Here is a 16,003-nt window from a genome sequence, read left to right as displayed (position 1 = left end):
CCCTCACTGGCCGGGGCTTTTTGCATGTCAGCGACGCACTCAATCGCGCAAATCAGACTCATGAATCGGCTGATCACGATGGGTCGCACGCTGATACTGCGCCGGCCACACCGCTTTGCGTCCGCCCAGATCATCATCGGCGTGCAACGGCCAGTACGGATCACGCAGCAACTCGCGGGCGAGGAAGATGATGTCGGCCTGGCAGGTACGCAGAATGTGCTCGGCCTGCGCAGGTTCGGTAATCATTCCCACAGTGCCAGTGGCGATGCCTGACTCTTTGCGCACGCGTTCGGCGAAGCGCGTCTGATAACCCGGCCCGACAGGAATCTCGGCGTTGGCTGCCGTGCCACCCGAGGAAACGTCGATCAGGTCCACACCCAATGCTTTAAGACGCCGCGCCAGCTCAACGGTTTCGTCAGGGTTCCAGCCGTCCTCAACCCAATCGGTGGCCGACACACGGACAAACACTGGCAGTTCCTCTGGCCAGACTGCCCGTACCGCTTCAGTGACTTGCAGCACCAGACGAATCCGGTTTTCGAACGAGCCGCCGTACTGATCGCGCCGTTGATTACTCAGCGGCGACAGGAACTGGTGCAGCAGATAACCGTGCGCGGCGTGAACCTCAACCACACTGAAACCCGCTGTCAGCGCGCGTTCTGCGGCATCGACAAAGGCTTGGATGACTTCGGCGATCTGCCCTTCATCGAGCTGTTTGGGTTGCGTGTGCTGCGGATCAAAGGCAATCGGCGACGGCCCGACCGGTGTCCAGCCGCCATCATCCGGTTTGACGCTGCCGTGCTGGCCGATCCAGGGTCGATGGGTGCTGGCCTTGCGCCCGGCGTGAGCCAGTTGAATGCCGGCGACCGCGCCCTGCGAGGTGATGAAACGAGTGATACGTTGCAGTGGTTCGATCTGTTCGTCATTCCACAGGCCAAGGTCTTGGGCGGTGATCCGACCGTCGGCCGTCACCGCCGTGGCTTCGGTGAACACCAGCCCGGCGCCACCCACGGCGCGGCTGCCAAGGTGTACGAGGTGCCAGTCGTTGGCCAGACCGTCGACGCAGGAGTATTGGCACATGGGCGACACGGCGATGCGGTTGGGCAGGGTCAGTTGGCGCAGAGTAAAGGGTTCAAGCAGCAGACTCATGGGGCACCTCTCAAATCAGTGGGCAGGCTCCAGGGTTCTGTTTGAATAGTCGTCGAGTGACAGGAAGAGATGCAGCACCCGCCCCCGCGGGCAAAAAACGACAAGACGTCACAAGGCCAATCAAGCAGTGCTTAGAGCCTAGTCGACAACCGGGGATGCGGGAGGGTTCAGAGTCATTCCGTGTGGGAAAGTCCGCCTTCGCGAGCAAGCTCGCTCCACCAGGAAAACACCGGACCTGTGGGAGCGACTTTGCTCGCGAAGGGGTCAGCGCGGTTCGATGTGGGCAATCATCAGTTGCACGGTCTCATTGCCACGAAACTCGTTAACGTCGAGCTTGTAAGCCAGTTCGACCCATTTGATCGTCGGATTCGGCCAGATGTCGCGGTCGATACCGAAGGCGATGCCGTCGAGTTTCACCGAGCCGCACTCGCTTTTGAGTACCACTTTCAAGTGTCGCTCACCGACGACCCGCTGCTCGACCAACTGGAATACACCGTGAAACAGTGGCTCCGGAAAGTGCTGACCCCAAGGCCCGGCATGGCGCAGGGCGCGGGCCAGCTCAAGGTGGAATTCTTCAACCGCCAGCGTGCCGTCCGACAACATGCGCCCGGTGAGGTCTTCTTCGCGAAGTTGCCTACGCACTTCGGCGTCAAATGCCTCAGCGAACAACGGAAAATTCTCCTGCGGCAAGGTCAGGCCGGCTGCCATTGCGTGGCCGCCGTATTTGGCAATCAGGTTTGGATGCTGCGCTGCAACCACGCTCAAGGCATCACGAATATGGAAGCCTTGCACTGAACGCCCCGAGCCCTTGAGCAAACCATCGCCAGCATCGGCGAAGGCGATGGTCGGACGGAAATAACGCTCTTTCATCCGTGAGGCGAGGATGCCGATGACGCCCTGGTGCCACTCCGGATCAAACAGGCACAGACCGAACGGCATCGACTCAACGGGCAAGTCCTTCAACTGGGCCAGCGCTTCGCGCTGCATGCCTTGCTCGATGGTTTTGCGATCCTGGTTCATACCGTCCAGTTGCGCGGCCATTTCGCGGGCCATGTTGGCGTCGGCGGTGAGCAGGCATTCGATGCCCAGGCTCATGTCATCCAGGCGCCCGGCGGCGTTCAGGCGCGGGCCGACGATGAAACCCAGATCCGTGGAGGTGATGCGAGCCGCGTCACGCTTGGCCACTTCAAGGATCGCTTTGATCCCCGGCCGCGCACGCCCGGCGCGAATCCGCTCCAGACCCTGATGCACCAGAATCCGGTTGTTGGCGTCCAATGGGACAACGTCGGCGACACTGCCCAACGCGACCAGATCAAGCAACTCGCCGATGTTCGGCTGCGGCTTGCTTTCGTACCAGCCGAGGCTGCGCAGGCGCGCGCGCAACGCCATCAACACATAGAAAATCACCCCGACACCGGCCAGCGCCTTGCTCGGGAACTCGCAGCCTGGCTGGTTGGGATTGACCAGCGCATCGGCCAGCGGCAGTTCATCGCCGGGCAAGTGGTGGTCGGTGATCAGCACTTTGAGCCCATGACGCTTGGCAGCGGCCACGCCTTCAACGCTGGAAATGCCGTTGTCGACGGTGATCAGCAACTGCGGCTCGCGAGTCATGGCAACTTCGACGATTTCCGGGGTCAGGCCGTAACCGTATTCAAAGCGATTCGGCACCAGATAATCGACATGAGCAGCACCCAGCAGTCGCAGACCGAGCATACCCACCGTGCTGGCCGTGGCGCCGTCCGCGTCGAAATCACCGACGATGAGGATGCGCTGGCGTTGCTCCAGCGCTGTCACCAGCAGATCGACTGCCGCATCGATGCCCTTGAGTTTCTGGAACGGAATCAACCGTGCCAGACTCTTGTCCAGTTCCGCCTCGGATTGCACGCCCCGCGCCGCATACAAGCGGGTCAGCAGCGGCGGCAGGTCACCGAGAAAAGGCAGAGTGGCAGGCAGTTGACGAGGTTCGATACGCATGGGGTGACGGAGACTTCTCTTGAATACGTGGGATTAATCAGATGACAACGCAGGATCAGCCGCGCTCACCTTGCAGCCATTGCAACTGGACTTCGTGTTGACCGCGATCGTCGGTGACGAAAATCGTCCCTTCGCTGATCATCACGTCCCACTTGATGACGCGGGGCATGTCCTTGGCCAGGGTTTCCAGCACTTCTTGCGGGACGGCGGCAATGTTGACGTTTTTAAGGTTCTTGATCGCCGGGATCACCTTGGTTTCCCACACGCGCAGGCTGCCGTAGGCCAGCAGGCTGGTGCGTTCGGTGCGACGCGAGCACCAGGTCAAACGGTCGGCGTCGGGCTGGCCGACTTCGATCCAGTGCAGAACACGATCGTCCAGGCTCTTTTCCCACAGCGCAGGTTCATCCACGTCTGACAGACCACGGCCAAACGACAACTGCTCGTTGTACCAGAGGGCGTAGGCCAGCAGCCGCACAGTCATGCGCTCTTCGGTTTCCGAAGGGTGACGGGCGATGGTCTGCTTGACGCTCTCGTAGACGCTGCGGTCGAGGTCGGTGAGGTTCAGTTCAAACTTGTAAGTGGTCGAAGGCTGGGCCATGAACGGGCTTCTTGATACGAGGAAAGTCGGCAAGTCTAACCGATGCGGTAGGCAATCATCGAATTGATGGCGATCAACCTGCGGCGCCTGACAGCCGGCTATGCTAAAACGCTGTATCCGCTCAACCTTGTCCTACAGGATTCAGCATGCCGTTTACCAACAAGCCGCTCAGCGGCGTGAAAGTCATCGAACTGGGTACATTGATTGCCGGGCCGTTTGCCTCGCGTATTTGCGGCGAGTTCGGTGCCGAAGTCATCAAGATCGAATCGCCGGACGGCGGTGATCCGTTGCGCAAATGGCGAAAGTTGTACGAGGGCACCTCGTTGTGGTGGTTCGTTCAGGCGCGCAACAAGAAGTCGCTGACCCTCAACCTCAAGCATCCCGATGGCTTGGCGATCCTGAAAAAACTGCTCAGTGAAGCCGACATCCTGATCGAAAACTTTCGCCCCGGTGTGCTGGAAAAACTCGGTCTGAGCTGGGACATCCTGCACGCGTTGAACCCGAAACTGGTGATGGTGCGCCTCTCCGGCTTCGGCCAGACCGGGCCGATGAAGGATCAGCCGGGGTTCGGCGCCGTCGGCGAATCCATGGGGGGGTTGCGCTACATCACCGGTTTCGAGGATCGGCCGCCGGTGCGTACCGGCATCTCCATCGGCGACTCGATTGCCGCGCTGTGGGGCGTGATCGGCGCGTTGATGGCGCTGCGTCATCGTGAGGTCAACGGCGGGCTCGGCCAAGTGGTCGATGTGGCACTGTACGAAGCGATCTTCGCCATGATGGAAAGCATGGTGCCGGAGTTCGATGTGTTCGGTTTTATCCGTGAACGCACCGGCAACATCATGCCCGGCATCACGCCGTCGTCGATCCACACCAGCGCCGACGGCAAACATGTGCAGATCGGCGCCAATGGCGATGCAATCTTCAAGCGCTTCATGCTGATCATCGGCCGTGAAGATCTGGCCAATGACCCGACACTGGCCAGCAACGACGGTCGCGACAATCGCCGCGACGAGTTGTATGGCGTGATCGATCGCTGGGTCAATTCGCTGCCGCTGCAATCGGTGCTCGACCTGCTCTATCAGGCTGACGTACCGGTCAGCCGGATCTTCAGTGCCGAAGACATGTTCAGTGATCCGCAGTACCTGGCTCGGGAAATGTTCCTGTCTGCCAAACTGCCGGACGGCAAATCTTTCAAGATGCCGGGTATCGTGCCCAAACTCTCAGAGACACCGGGCTCCTCCGAATGGGTCGGACCGCAACTCGGTGAACACAATGCGCAGGTACTCCACGATCTTGGCTATGACGAAAAGCAGATCGCCCAACTGCGCGAAGACGGAGCCATTTAAGCTGAAGCACCGACAGGCATCGGACGCCAACCGCTCCCGCCACGGATGGACGTGGCGCCTGTTCGGTCTGTTGTTTCTGCTGACCCTGCCCGCTTGGGCGCAGGCAAAACCTACGCTGATCTGGTTACTGCGCGACTTGCCACCGATGACCATTTTCGAAGGTCCGAAAAAGGGCCAGGGGGTGATCGATCAGTTGCTGCCGATGCTGATCGCTGGCATGCCGCAATACGAACATACGCTGATGCGGGTCAATCGCGCCCGTGGCTTGCAGATGCTCCATGACAACCCTTTCGCCTGTGACCCCGCGCTGATATGGAACCAGGTACGCGCGCAGTCGGTTGCGTATTCGATCCCTGCGATTCGCGCGGTGAGCAATGGTCTGGTGGTTCGTCGGCAGGATCGGGCGGTGCTTGAACCCTATCTGGTGAATGGCGAGGTTGATCTGTCTGCGCTACTCGCGAATGGCAACAGGAAGGTCGGCGTTGTCGCCGAACGCAGCTACGGCGAGTTTCTCGACACTATCCTGCATCAAGCGCCCAGCGGCGCGCTGACTGCGCATTACGGCAATGATGCGCTGGCCAATCTGCTGTCGATGCAGCGTCTGGGCCGGTTGCAGGTGGTGCTGGGTTACTGGCCGGAAATCCGCTATCAGGCGAAGCAGGCGCAGATTGCCGAAGATGAGCTGGAGTTTTATCCGATCCAGGGCGTCGGAAAATATCTCTCAGGTTATATCGCCTGTTCCGACACCACGATGGGGCGTCAGGCCATCGGCGAGATCAACCAACTGCTACGCACCCTGCCCCACGAACATCTCAATCGGCTGTACGCCGCGTGGCTTGACCCCAAGCAACAGGCCGATTATCTGGAACAGGTACGGCTGTTCTTCGAACAGCAGGCCGCGCAGTAAACGGCAGACAAAAGAAACCCCGAGAAGTGGGGAGACGACTCGGGGTTAAACGTGGCCCGTAATAAAGACCCGTAGCAGCAAGCGACAAGCACCGGAGCACAATGCTTGATCCTGCTGTTACGAGGTCTGACTGACAGAGATGCAGGAAGTTTCCCACAAGAGACATTTCATTTTCAGAGCGCCGCACGCTTGTCCAGCGCCGCATTGCGCAAGGCCGCGATCACGCAGGGCTCCAGGCGCCCTTCGGCAATCAGGACGTCACGGTGCAAACCATCGACGACATCGGTCAACTGACGCTTGTCGGTCAGTTGTGCCTGATTGAATGGGCGTTCCACGACAATGGCGCCGCTGCTGTTCTTCAAGGTCACCAGGCATTCACCCTGGGCACCGCTTGGAGACAACGAAACCTGATACGGGCTCAGAGCCTCACCGAGCAATAGACTGATACTTTCCATCTCGATCTCCACTCAATAGTCCGAAAACATTGTGTCTGGGGCGTGTCCACAGTAAATGACCACCGGCCCGAGAAGAAAGTTCTGCATGCCGGTCGCAAGCACTGCAGCGTCACCGGTCTGTCAGAGCATGCACGGTGAAGATGACAGAAAAATAACCGTGCCCTTCAGACCCCGACAGGCTGCGAAGCAGCGATCAGGTAGCCGTCCAGCAAACCTCTCATCAGCACTGCCGAGACCGGCGTTTGCAAGCGCCCCAATAATCGCAACCGATGCTCGCGCAGCAACGGCTCGAGATCGCTCAGCAGACTCGGCGCGACCGCCCCCAGCAGGATCAGCGCACGGGCTTCACGCTGTACCGCCAGATGCTGAATCAGAGCCAGGCCATCGCCGCCCTTGAGTTGCGGATCGCAAATGGCAATATCGACCACGCCGCGGTGGCCCAGCGAACACAGGGCCGACGCCAGGGACGGTGCGGTCAGTACGTCATAGATGCCGATGGCATTGAGCATTTGATGCAATGCCATCAGCTGAAACGGATTGGGTTCAAGAATCAGAACTTTAAGCGAGCGCATGGGCGACCTCCGGAACGACAATCGCGGACTCTCACCGCAGTTGTCGCTCACTCTAGGGCAGCCGTCTTAAGCCTCCCATAGGAAAAGTAGCCGCGTCTTATAGGAAGTTTCCCATCTTCACTGCAGACATCGGCACCCGCTCTCCGTCCTACGCTGGGTGATGTCGGTCCAGCCGCCCAGCAGTCCACGCAACTGGCCGTCGGCACTGTAGAACGGCACGGTCCACTGATAGACCTCGCGCGGGCCATTCTTGAATTGCAGTTGGCGTTTACTGAAGCGCGACTTGCGTGTGCTCAGTTGCACGATGAACTCGTCGTGCAGCATCAGGGCGGTCGCTTCGGGCAACACATCGATCTCGATCAGCAAACGCCCCTGCACCTGATCCAGCCGAACCGAAAGAGCCTCCTCGTAGCTGCGGTTGCACATGATCAGTCGACCGTGCAGATCTCGGACAAACATCGGATCAGGCATGGAATCAATCAGCGCGCGCTGAAACGCCAGTTGATCGCCCAGCACCTTTTCCGCCTCGCTGCGCTGTTTGATCACCGCCGTCAGGCGCCGATTCCATACCAGCGACAACAGGCCGAAAACACCCAGCCCACCCATCACCCAGCAGCCCCATTCGATCATCCGCTGCCACACCGACGGTATGGGCGCCGGCGAAATACCCTCCAGCCATTTGAGGCGAATGGCGCGTAACTCGGCAGGGGGGAACGCCTCCAATGCCTTGTTGAGAATACTCAAAAGTTCCGGCATGCCCTTGCGTACCGCCAGATGATCAGCCTCCCATTTGCCTTCCACCAGTGCACCGACCTTGAGCAACCCCAACGGATAAAGCTGTGCACCGATCTCGTTTTCGATCGTCGCGTAGGCCTCGCCGCTCTCGACCAATGCCCGTGCTTCGGCGTAGGTTTTGACCGAGCGGATTTCGATTGAAGGGTAATCACGTCGGATCACGTCTTCCAGTGCATGCCTGGCGGGCAGCACCACCACTCGCTTGGCCAGTTGCTCCAGGGACTCCACCGAGGGTGCCCCGGCGCGCCCGACAAATACCCAGCCCGCGCCGCCGAATGCGTGACTGAAATCAAGAAACGCCTTGCGTTCGTCGCTTACGGCCAGCGTTGTGCTGATGTCCGCCGCCCCGCTCTCGAGGCGCTCAAGCATGTGATCCGTGGAAAACGACTCATGATGCACAAACTGCAACCCGGTCATCGCCGTGACGCGTTTGAGCACATCGTTGTTCAAGCCGCTCCACTGACCATGCTCATCCTGAAACAGATACAACGGGTACTGCACCGACGCGACCGTCACCGTGGGGTTATCGCGAATCCACTGGCGCTCATGTGCGTCCAGTTCGATGGGCTGAACGTTGAGGCCCACCGCGTCATCGTGCAACGCCAATTGCGCGGCCACACTGCCGTGCATCACTCCCAGCAATCCGAACAAGCACAACCAGCCCAGTGCCGGTTTCAAACCTCTATAAAACAGCATTGCCACTTCCTTCGTGATCGACTCACCCGTCCTTCGAGGGTGAAAACCCGAGCAGTGTGGCAGCAGAAACAAAAAAGCCCGTCAGGAGACGGGCTTCAAAATGTGACAGCTTTGCAGGTTTAAAGCGGCTTGCCGCGGTTGCCATGCTGGCTGACAAAGGCCTGCACGGCTTTCAGCTCGTTTGGCAGAACGGTGCAGCGTTCGTTTCGCTCAAACAAATCAGAAAGGTGTGCAGGTAGTTCGAGCGCTTTTCCTACACCCGCTTTCTCTACCGCGTCCGGGAATTTCACCGGATGCGCCGTGCCCAGGATCACCATCGGGATGTCGAGGCTGCGACGGCATTCGCGTGCGGCCTTCACGCCAATGGCGGTGTGCGGGTCCAGCAGTTCGCCGGTCTGCGCATAGACTTCGGCGATGGTTTCGCAGGTTTGGGCATCGTCCACGGCCAGCGAATCGAACAGTTTGCGTGCTTCGGTCCAGCGCTCTTGCTCGACGCTGAAACCACCGCCCTGCTTGAACGAATCCATCAAACCGGCAATCGCTACACCGTTGCGACCGTGCAGGTCGAACAGCAGGCGTTCGAAGTTCGACGACACCATGATGTCCATCGACGGCGACAACGTGGCGTGCAGGGTTTGCTTGACGTACTGATTGCCGCTCATGAAGCGGTGCAGGATGTCATTGCGGTTGGTGGCGACGATCAACTGATTGATCGGCAAGCCCATGTTGCGCGCCAGGTAACCGGCGAAGATGTCGCCGAAGTTGCCGGTCGGCACCGAGAACGATACCGAACGCGCAGGGCCACCCAACTGCAGGGCAGCGTGAAAGTAGTAAACGATCTGGGCCATGATCCGCGCCCAGTTGATCGAGTTCACCGCCACCAGGCGCGTGCCCTTGAGGAAGCTCTGGTCGGCGAAACTGGCTTTGACCATTTCCTGGCAGTCATCGAAGTTGCCTTCGATGGCGATGTTGTGGATGTTCTCACCGAAAATCGTGGTCATCTGGCGACGCTGCACTTCGGACACACGGTTGTGCGGGTGCAGGATGAAGATGTCGACATTTTCGCAGTGTTTGCAGCCTTCGATGGCGGCCGAACCGGTGTCACCGGAGGTGGCGCCGACGATGACTACACGCTCGCCGCGCTTTTCAAGCACGTAGTCGAGCAGACGACCGAGCAGTTGCAAGGCGAAGTCTTTGAACGCCAGGGTCGGGCCGTGGAACAGCTCCATGACCCATTCGTTGCCGTTGAGCTGACGCAGCGGCGCGACGGCGCTGTGCGAGAACACACCGTAGGTTTGTTCAAGAATCCTTTTGAAATCGGCGTCAGGAATGCTGCCGGTTACAAACGGGCGCATGACGCGAAAGGCCAGCTCGTGATACGGCAGGCCAGCCCAGGAAGCGATTTCTTCCTGGGTAAAACGTGGCAGGTTTTCCGGGACGTACAGACCACCGTCGGTGGCAAGACCAGCCAGCAGGACGTCTTCGAAATTCAGGGCCGGTGCCTGGCCGCGGGTACTGATGTAACGCATAAGGGCAAACCTTCGGTTTGGGCTACAAGCGGTGAGCTTCAAGCTACAAGTGAAAAGCGCCTCTGCTTTTACTTGCAGCTTGAAGTTTGAAGCTTGCTGCTGTTAATTCAAGTGTTCGACGCGGATCCGCATAACCGGACCGTTGACGCCGGCCAGGGCTTCCAGGGCTGCGATCGCATCATTGATGCGCTGCTCGACCACGCGGTGGGTCAGCAGGATCATCGGCACCAGACCGTCCTGCTCTTCGACTTCCTTCTGCATGATCGACTCGATGTTGATGCCACGCTCCGACAGAATGCTCGCCACCTGAGCCAGTACGCCCGGGTGATCCTTGGCTTGTATGCGCAAGTAGTAAGCGCTTTCACAGGCTTCGATCGGCAGGATCGGATGGGCCGACAGCGAGTCTGGCTGGAAGGCCAGATGCGGGACGCGGTTCTCCGGGTCGCTGGTCATGGCGCGAACCACGTCCACCAGGTCGGCGATGACCGAAGAGGCCGTTGGCTCCATGCCGGCACCGGCGCCGTAGAACAAGGTCGAACCGGCAGCATCACCGTTGACCATCACCGCGTTCATCACGCCGTTGACGTTGGCGATCAGGCGATCGGCCGGGATCAGCGTCGGGTGTACGCGCAACTCGATGCCCGCAGCCGTACTGCGCGCCACGCCGAGGTGCTTGATGCGGTAGCCCAGTGCTTCGGCGTAGTTGACGTCAGCGGTGGTCAGCTTGGTAATGCCTTCGGTGTAAGCCTTGTCGAACTGCAGCGGAATGCCAAACGCAATGGAAGCCAGAATGGTCAGCTTGTGCGCGGCGTCGATGCCTTCGACGTCGAAGGTCGGATCGGCTTCGGCGTAACCCAGCGCCTGAGCTTCGGCCAATACGTCTTCAAACGTACGGCCCTTCTCGCGCATTTCGGTGAGGATGAAGTTGCCGGTGCCGTTGATGATCCCGGCCACCCAATTGATGCGGTTGGCGGACAGGCCTTCACGGATCGCCTTGATCACCGGAATGCCACCGGCCACCGCGGCTTCAAACGCCACGATCACGCCTTTCTCGCGTGCCCTGGCGAAAATTTCATTACCGTGAACGGCAATCAGTGCCTTGTTCGCGGTGACCACATGCTTGCCATTCTCGATGGCCTTGAGTACCAGCTCGCGGGCAACGGTATAGCCGCCCATCAGCTCTATGACGATGTCGATCTCAGGGTTCGTGGCCACTTCGAAGACATCGTTGGTAATCGCAATACCGGTCGTCTGGAACTGAGGCTTTGGCGTGCGCATGGCAATTTGTGCCACTTCGATCCCACGCCCGGCACGACGAGCAATTTCCTCGGCGTTGCGCTGAAGTACGTTGAAGGTACCGCCACCGACGGTCCCTAACCCACAGATGCCTACTTTGACCGGATTCACTGTGAACTCCCCATGAAACGGCCGACTCAGGGTCGGCCGGAAAACAACCGCGTGCTCGCGGCTCTCTATTAATGGCCCGGCGATGCGGCTACCGGACCATGATCGTCAAAGGCTGACCGTGACGATGCGAATTACTTCGCGCCCAGCGCCAGTTTGGCGACTTGTGGCGCAGGCTGATAGCCCGGAATGACTTGCCCATCGGCCAAAACGATGGCCGGTGTACCGTTCACGCCGATCGACTGACCGAGGGCGAACTGTCTGGAAACCGGGTTCGCGCACTTGGCGGCCTTGATTTCCTTGCCATCGACCATTTTGTCCATGGCCGCTTTCTTGTCTTTGGAGCACCACACGGCTTGCAGTTGCTCATCACCCGGCGAGCCCAGGCCCTGACGCGGGAACGCGACATAACGCACTTCGATGCCGCGCTTGTTCAGCTCGGGCACTTCGGCGTGCAGCTTGTGGCAGTAAGGGCAAGTGGTGTCAGTGAACACGGTGATGTGCGATTTGGTCTCGCCCACGGCCGGGTAAACCACGGTTTCAGCCACCGGAATGGCGTTGATCAGTTTGGAGATGCCCAGGCGCTCGGTCTTCTCGGTCAGGTTGACCGGTTTGCCGTCCTTGAGCTGAAACAGGTAGCCCTGAACGATGTACTGGCCATCGGCACTGGCGTACAGCACACGGCTGCCTTTGAGCTTGACTTCATACATGCCAGGCAGAGGGCTCGCGGAAATGCTGTCTACCGGAACATCGAGCTGGAGGTTTTCCAGGCTTTTACGAATGGCTTTGTCAGCCGCATCATCGGCGACGGCAAAGGTGCTGACCAACGCAATGGCGGCGGCGGCGAAAATCTGGGTCAGACGCATGAGAACTCCTGAGGGCGGACAAATGGAACGGTCAGAACGCCCGGGCCGGAACACCGGGTCATAACCGTCCATCGTGCAAACCGGCAAAGCCTAACACATAAGGTCACGGTGGCCGAATGCGCCTGTCGCCAGACGCACAGGCGGATGCAATTGCTTGCACATCGATTGTTTGTTCAGCCACGCGGGTGGTGTTTGGCATGCAGATCCTGCAACCGTGCCCGCGCCACATGAGTGTAGATCTGGGTGGTCGACAGATCACTGTGACCGAGCAACATCTGCACCACGCGCAAATCCGCGCCGTGGTTGAGCAGGTGCGTGGCGAACGCGTGCCGCAAGGTGTGCGGCGACAGCGATTTGCCGATCCCGGCGACCTTGGCCTGATGTTTGATCCGGTGCCAGAACGTCTGCCGGGTCATCTGCTCACCGCGCTGGCTGGGAAACAGCACATCGCTGGGGCGCCCGCCGAGCAGTTCTGCACGCCCGTCACGCATATAGCGCTCGACCCAGACAATCGCCTCCTCGCCCATCGGCACCAGCCGCTCTTTGCTGCCCTTGCCCATCACCCTTAATACGCCTTGGCGCAAGTTGACCTGCTCCAGGGTCAGGCTGATCAGCTCGGTTACCCGCAGGCCGCAGGCATACAGGACTTCCAGCATGGCGCGGTCACGCTGACCGATGGCTTCGCTCAGATCCGGTGCTTTGAGCAATGCCTCAACGTCGGCTTCCGACAAGGATTTGGGCAGCGGCCTGCCGAGTTGCGGCATGTCGACGCGCAATGTCGGATCGACTGTGATCAGCTTTTCGCGCAGCAGATAACGATAAAACCCACGTACGCCGGAGAGAAATCTCGCAGTGGATCGCGGTTTGTAGTTTTGCTCCAGACGCCAGGCGAGATGATCGAGGATCAACTCACGGCCGGCGTTGATCAGCTCCAGGTTTTTCTCCTGCAACCAGCCATTGAACAGCGCAAGGTCGCTACGATAGGCGCCACGGGTGTTGTCGGACAGGCCCTTCTCCAGCCACAAGGCGTCGAGGAATTGGTCAATCAGTGGATGGTCGATGGCAGGCATGGGCGCTCAAGGCACACAGTTCAACGACTGCGCGCAAATGTAGAGTGAACGGTAGGAATGGGCGCTAGTCTTTCATAGCCCGCAATTTCAAGGAACAGGGAGCATCAATGAACGAGCAGCAAATTCTATTGGCATTTGGCGGGATAGGCGCAGCGGCGCTAGGTTGCCAATGGCTGGCGTGGCGCCTGAAGCTGCCGGCGATTCTGTTTCTGTTGCTGACCGGCATTCTGGTCGGCCCGGTATTGGGGTGGCTCGATCCGCAAGAAATGTTCGGGCCGCTGCTGATGCCACTGGTATCGCTGGCCGTGGCGCTGATCCTGTTCGAGGGCAGCCTGACGCTGCACCTGTCGGAATGGAAGGAAATCGGCAGCGTCGTCCATCGACTGGTGACTCTCGGCGCCCTCTCGACATGGATTGTCATTGCGCTCGCCACTCACTTTTTGCTCGGCTTCGACTGGATGCTGGCGATCCTCTTCGGCAGCCTGACGCTGGTCACGGGCCCCACGGTGATTGTGCCAATGCTGCGAGTGGTGCGGCCCAAAGCCTCGATCGCCAACATTCTGCGCTGGGAAGGCATCGTCATTGATCCGATCGGCGCCCTCCTCGCCGTGGTGGTCTACAGCTTCATCATTGCCAGTGCCGAAGGCCATGGCCTCAAGCAGAGCCTGTTCACCTTTGGCGGGGTGATTGCCTGCGGCGCGGCGTTCGGGGTTGCCGGAGGCTGGTTGCTCGGCACGGTCATTCGGCGGCAATGGCTGCCGGAGTACCTGCACAACCTCGCTTCGCTGGCGGCGGTGCTGGGAATTTTCATTGTCTCCAACGAGGTGATGCATGAGTCCGGCCTGCTGGCGGTGACATTAATGGGCATGTGGCTGGCCAACATGAAAGGCGTGGATGTACGGCACATCCTGCACTTCAAGGAAAACCTCAGCGTGTTGCTGATTTCCGGGCTGTTCATTCTGCTCGCCGCAAGGCTGGACTTGAACGCCTTGATCGGGCTCGGGCCGCTGGTGCTGATCCTGCTGCTGGTCATCCAGTTGATCGCCCGACCTTTGAACGTTGTGCTGAGCACCGTGGGATCTAGCCTGAACTGGCGTGAGCGGGCATTGCTGTGCTGGATCGCCCCACGCGGGATTGTCGCGGCGGCAGTGTCGGCGATTTTCGCGATTCGCCTGGATGAAGCCGGGCATGAAGGTGCACTGTTGCTGGTGCCACTGACCTTCGCGGTGATCATCGGCACCGTCGTGCTGCAAAGCGCAACGGCGCGACCGTTGGCGCGTTTGCTCAACGTCGCAGAGCCGGCACCCAGTGGTTTCCTGATCGTCGGCGCCAATGGGCCGGCCCGGGCGTTGGGCAAGTCGTTGCAACAATTGGGCAGCCGAGTGTTGCTGACCGATTCAGGCTGGGAAAACATCCGTGCCGCGCGCATGGAGGGTTTGCCGACGTACTTCGGTAATCCGGCTTCGCAGCATGCCGATGCGCATCTGGATCTGGTTGGCCTGGGGCATTTGCTGGCACTGTCGCCGTCGGGCGAACTCAACACGCTGGCAGCCATGCGCTTTCGCCATGACTTCGGGCATCAGCGCCTGTTTGGCCTGGCCAGCGGTCAGGAAAGCCGTCGCAGCGACAAGCATCGCGCCAGTCTTGAGCATCGCGGCAATCAACTGGGCAGCGAGGCACTGACCTACGCCAAACTGGCCGGCCAGATGGGTCAGGGGGCCGAGCTGTATAGCACCACGCTGACGGATGGCTTTGGCTGGGAGGATTACCGTGCGCTGCATGGCAAGCGCGCCACGCTGTTGTTCATGCGCGATGACAGCGGATGGGTGCATGTGGTGACGCCAGAGACCGCTTTGAAGCCGGGATCGGGGTGGACGCTGCTGGCGTTGATCCAGCCTTTAACCAGCGGCGCCTGACCTGACGCATTCGCGAGCAAGCCCGCTCCCACAAGAAACCTCGATCCAGTTCAAGCCTGCCCCCACAGGAGACCTCGATCCAGTGAGGGAGCGGGCTTGCTCGCGAATGGCGCGGCTCGGAAGTGGATCAGGCCGCAAACCCCGGCAGCACCGGCACCGGTCGTTTGTCATCATCGATGGCGACAAAGCTGAACTGCCCATGGATAGCCTTCTCGCGCCCGTCACAACTCATGCTTTCCACAAACACTTCCACCTCGACCTTGAGGCTGGTGTTACCGACCTTGATTACTCGCCCCACCAGTTCGACGATGGAACCGGCCGGGATTGCATGATTGAAGTCGATGCGGTCAGTAGACACCGTCACCAGCGGCAAACGGCAAAAACGCGTGGCGGTGATGAACGACACCTCGTCCATCCACGCCAGCGCGGTGCCGCCGAACAGGGTGTTGTGGTGGTTGGTGGTCGGCGGGAACACGGCTTTGGTTACACGGGTCACCGAGAGCTCGGTACGGCGTTCGATTTCCTGGTCACGGGGGGTCATGGTTATGGCCTGAAATAAAAATGCTGTGGATAAATTGCAGACAACAAAAAAGCAGCCCGTACAGACTGTGTGAAAACACACTGATGAAGGCCCAACAAAACGCCCCGACTTGTTCGGGGCGTTTGTTTTTGTGCGGGCAACAGACGAAAAAAGGCCTTTCAGCCCATTAGCGCCATCAACTGGCGGGC

At 59.7% G+C, this 16,003-nt stretch carries 14 protein-coding genes; 3 read left to right on the top strand and 11 right to left on the bottom strand.

Translation table 11 applies throughout. The features are described 5' to 3' along the window. Positions 1 to 39: 39 nt before the first annotated feature. From AACY02_RS23810 to AACY02_RS23800, 3 genes are all read right to left on the bottom strand, one after another. Positions 40 to 1,146 (bottom strand): NADH:flavin oxidoreductase/NADH oxidase, encoded by a 1,107-nt coding sequence (locus AACY02_RS23810; protein ID WP_339434038.1) that lies wholly within the window; start codon positions 1,144 to 1,146, stop codon positions 40 to 42. 264 nt (positions 1,147 to 1,410) lie between these two features. Then, complete coding sequence (gene recJ / locus AACY02_RS23805) at positions 1,411 to 3,120, bottom strand: single-stranded-DNA-specific exonuclease RecJ (protein ID WP_339434037.1); 1,710 nt, start codon at positions 3,118 to 3,120, stop codon at positions 1,411 to 1,413. A 55-nt stretch (positions 3,121 to 3,175) separates the two neighbouring features. Further along, complete coding sequence (locus AACY02_RS23800) at positions 3,176 to 3,718, bottom strand: YaeQ family protein (protein WP_007908961.1); 543 nt, start codon at positions 3,716 to 3,718, stop codon at positions 3,176 to 3,178. Between the two features lie 146 nt (positions 3,719 to 3,864). Here AACY02_RS23800 and AACY02_RS23795 point away from each other — a divergent pair, with 146 nt between their 5' ends. Continuing rightward, positions 3,865 to 5,064, top strand: a complete 1,200-nt coding sequence (locus tag AACY02_RS23795) for a CaiB/BaiF CoA transferase family protein (RefSeq protein WP_339434036.1) — start codon at positions 3,865 to 3,867, stop codon at positions 5,062 to 5,064. Continuing rightward, positions 5,018 to 5,971: a TIGR02285 family protein gene (locus AACY02_RS23790; protein WP_339434035.1), complete on the top strand. Its 954-nt coding sequence runs from the start codon at positions 5,018 to 5,020 to the stop codon at positions 5,969 to 5,971. The genes AACY02_RS23795 and AACY02_RS23790 overlap by 47 nt, the downstream gene beginning before the upstream one ends. A gap of 173 nt (positions 5,972 to 6,144) precedes the next feature. On the opposite strand, the gene AACY02_RS23785 is transcribed toward AACY02_RS23790, so the two are convergent. From AACY02_RS23785 to xerD, 7 genes are all read right to left on the bottom strand, one after another. Then, positions 6,145 to 6,426 carry a DUF3509 domain-containing protein gene (locus AACY02_RS23785; protein ID WP_221729880.1) on the bottom strand — a complete coding sequence of 94 codons (282 nt, stop codon included), beginning with the start codon at positions 6,424 to 6,426 and terminating at the stop codon, positions 6,145 to 6,147. A gap of 164 nt (positions 6,427 to 6,590) precedes the next feature. Next, positions 6,591 to 6,998 carry a response regulator gene (locus tag AACY02_RS23780; protein ID WP_221729881.1) on the bottom strand — a complete coding sequence of 136 codons (408 nt, stop codon included), beginning with the start codon at positions 6,996 to 6,998 and terminating at the stop codon, positions 6,591 to 6,593. A gap of 117 nt (positions 6,999 to 7,115) precedes the next feature. Then, entirely contained in the window at positions 7,116 to 8,489 is a 1,374-nt protein-coding gene (locus tag AACY02_RS23775; protein ID WP_339434034.1) for a transporter substrate-binding domain-containing protein, read from the bottom strand. A 119-nt stretch (positions 8,490 to 8,608) separates the two neighbouring features. Continuing rightward, positions 8,609 to 10,018 (bottom strand): threonine synthase, encoded by a 1,410-nt coding sequence (gene thrC, locus AACY02_RS23770; protein WP_339434033.1) that lies wholly within the window; start codon positions 10,016 to 10,018, stop codon positions 8,609 to 8,611. Positions 10,019 to 10,120: 102 nt separating this feature from the next. After that, positions 10,121 to 11,425 (bottom strand): homoserine dehydrogenase, encoded by a 1,305-nt coding sequence (locus AACY02_RS23765; protein WP_221729884.1) that lies wholly within the window; start codon positions 11,423 to 11,425, stop codon positions 10,121 to 10,123. Positions 11,426 to 11,556: 131 nt separating this feature from the next. Then, on the bottom strand, positions 11,557 to 12,288 hold the full coding sequence (dsbC, locus tag AACY02_RS23760) for a bifunctional protein-disulfide isomerase/oxidoreductase DsbC (RefSeq protein WP_339434032.1): 732 nt from the start codon (positions 12,286 to 12,288) through the stop codon (positions 11,557 to 11,559). Between the two features lie 173 nt (positions 12,289 to 12,461). After that, positions 12,462 to 13,358 (bottom strand): site-specific tyrosine recombinase XerD, encoded by an 897-nt coding sequence (gene xerD, locus AACY02_RS23755; protein ID WP_339434031.1) that lies wholly within the window; start codon positions 13,356 to 13,358, stop codon positions 12,462 to 12,464. A gap of 107 nt (positions 13,359 to 13,465) precedes the next feature. On the opposite strand from xerD, the gene AACY02_RS23750 reads away from it, so the two are divergent. Continuing rightward, positions 13,466 to 15,274 carry a cation:proton antiporter gene (locus tag AACY02_RS23750; RefSeq protein WP_339434030.1) on the top strand — a complete coding sequence of 603 codons (1,809 nt, stop codon included), beginning with the start codon at positions 13,466 to 13,468 and terminating at the stop codon, positions 15,272 to 15,274. Between the two features lie 127 nt (positions 15,275 to 15,401). Here AACY02_RS23750 and AACY02_RS23745 read toward each other — a convergent pair whose 3' ends face one another. After that, positions 15,402 to 15,815: an acyl-CoA thioesterase gene (locus AACY02_RS23745; protein WP_221729888.1), complete on the bottom strand. Its 414-nt coding sequence runs from the start codon at positions 15,813 to 15,815 to the stop codon at positions 15,402 to 15,404. Positions 15,816 to 16,003 lie beyond the last annotated feature (188 nt).

The organism is Pseudomonas sp. EA_65y_Pfl2_P78 (assembly GCF_963970495.1).
GTDB lineage: Bacteria > Pseudomonadota > Gammaproteobacteria > Pseudomonadales > Pseudomonadaceae > Aquipseudomonas > Aquipseudomonas baetica_A.
The sequence above is the reverse complement of the archived record's forward strand: the minus strand, read 5'-3'. Positions and strand labels throughout refer to the sequence as shown.

Bases quoted from the DNA above. Each gene is read 5' to 3' on its own strand.
- recJ (WP_339434037.1), bottom strand. From the start codon at position 3,120: ATGCGTATCGAACCTCGTCAACTGCCTGCCACTCTGCCTTTTCTCGGT.
- AACY02_RS23785 (WP_221729880.1), bottom strand. From the start codon at position 6,426: ATGGAAAGTATCAGTCTATTGCTCGGTGAGGCTCTGAGCCCGTATCAG.
- xerD (WP_339434031.1), bottom strand. From the start codon at position 13,358: ATGCCTGCCATCGACCATCCACTGATTGACCAATTCCTCGACGCCTTG.
- AACY02_RS23750 (WP_339434030.1), top strand. From the start codon at position 13,466: ATGAACGAGCAGCAAATTCTATTGGCATTTGGCGGGATAGGCGCAGCG.
- AACY02_RS23745 (WP_221729888.1), bottom strand. From the start codon at position 15,815: ATGACCCCCCGTGACCAGGAAATCGAACGCCGTACCGAGCTCTCGGTG.
- AACY02_RS23810 (WP_339434038.1), bottom strand. From the start codon at position 1,146: ATGAGTCTGCTGCTTGAACCCTTTACTCTGCGCCAACTGACCCTGCCC.
- AACY02_RS23800 (WP_007908961.1), bottom strand. From the start codon at position 3,718: ATGGCCCAGCCTTCGACCACTTACAAGTTTGAACTGAACCTCACCGAC.
- AACY02_RS23790 (WP_339434035.1), top strand. From the start codon at position 5,018: ATGACGAAAAGCAGATCGCCCAACTGCGCGAAGACGGAGCCATTTAAG.
- AACY02_RS23780 (WP_221729881.1), bottom strand. From the start codon at position 6,998: ATGCGCTCGCTTAAAGTTCTGATTCTTGAACCCAATCCGTTTCAGCTG.
- AACY02_RS23775 (WP_339434034.1), bottom strand. From the start codon at position 8,489: ATGCTGTTTTATAGAGGTTTGAAACCGGCACTGGGCTGGTTGTGCTTG.
- dsbC (WP_339434032.1), bottom strand. From the start codon at position 12,288: ATGCGTCTGACCCAGATTTTCGCCGCCGCCGCCATTGCGTTGGTCAGC.
- thrC (WP_339434033.1), bottom strand. From the start codon at position 10,018: ATGCGTTACATCAGTACCCGCGGCCAGGCACCGGCCCTGAATTTCGAA.
- AACY02_RS23795 (WP_339434036.1), top strand. From the start codon at position 3,865: ATGCCGTTTACCAACAAGCCGCTCAGCGGCGTGAAAGTCATCGAACTG.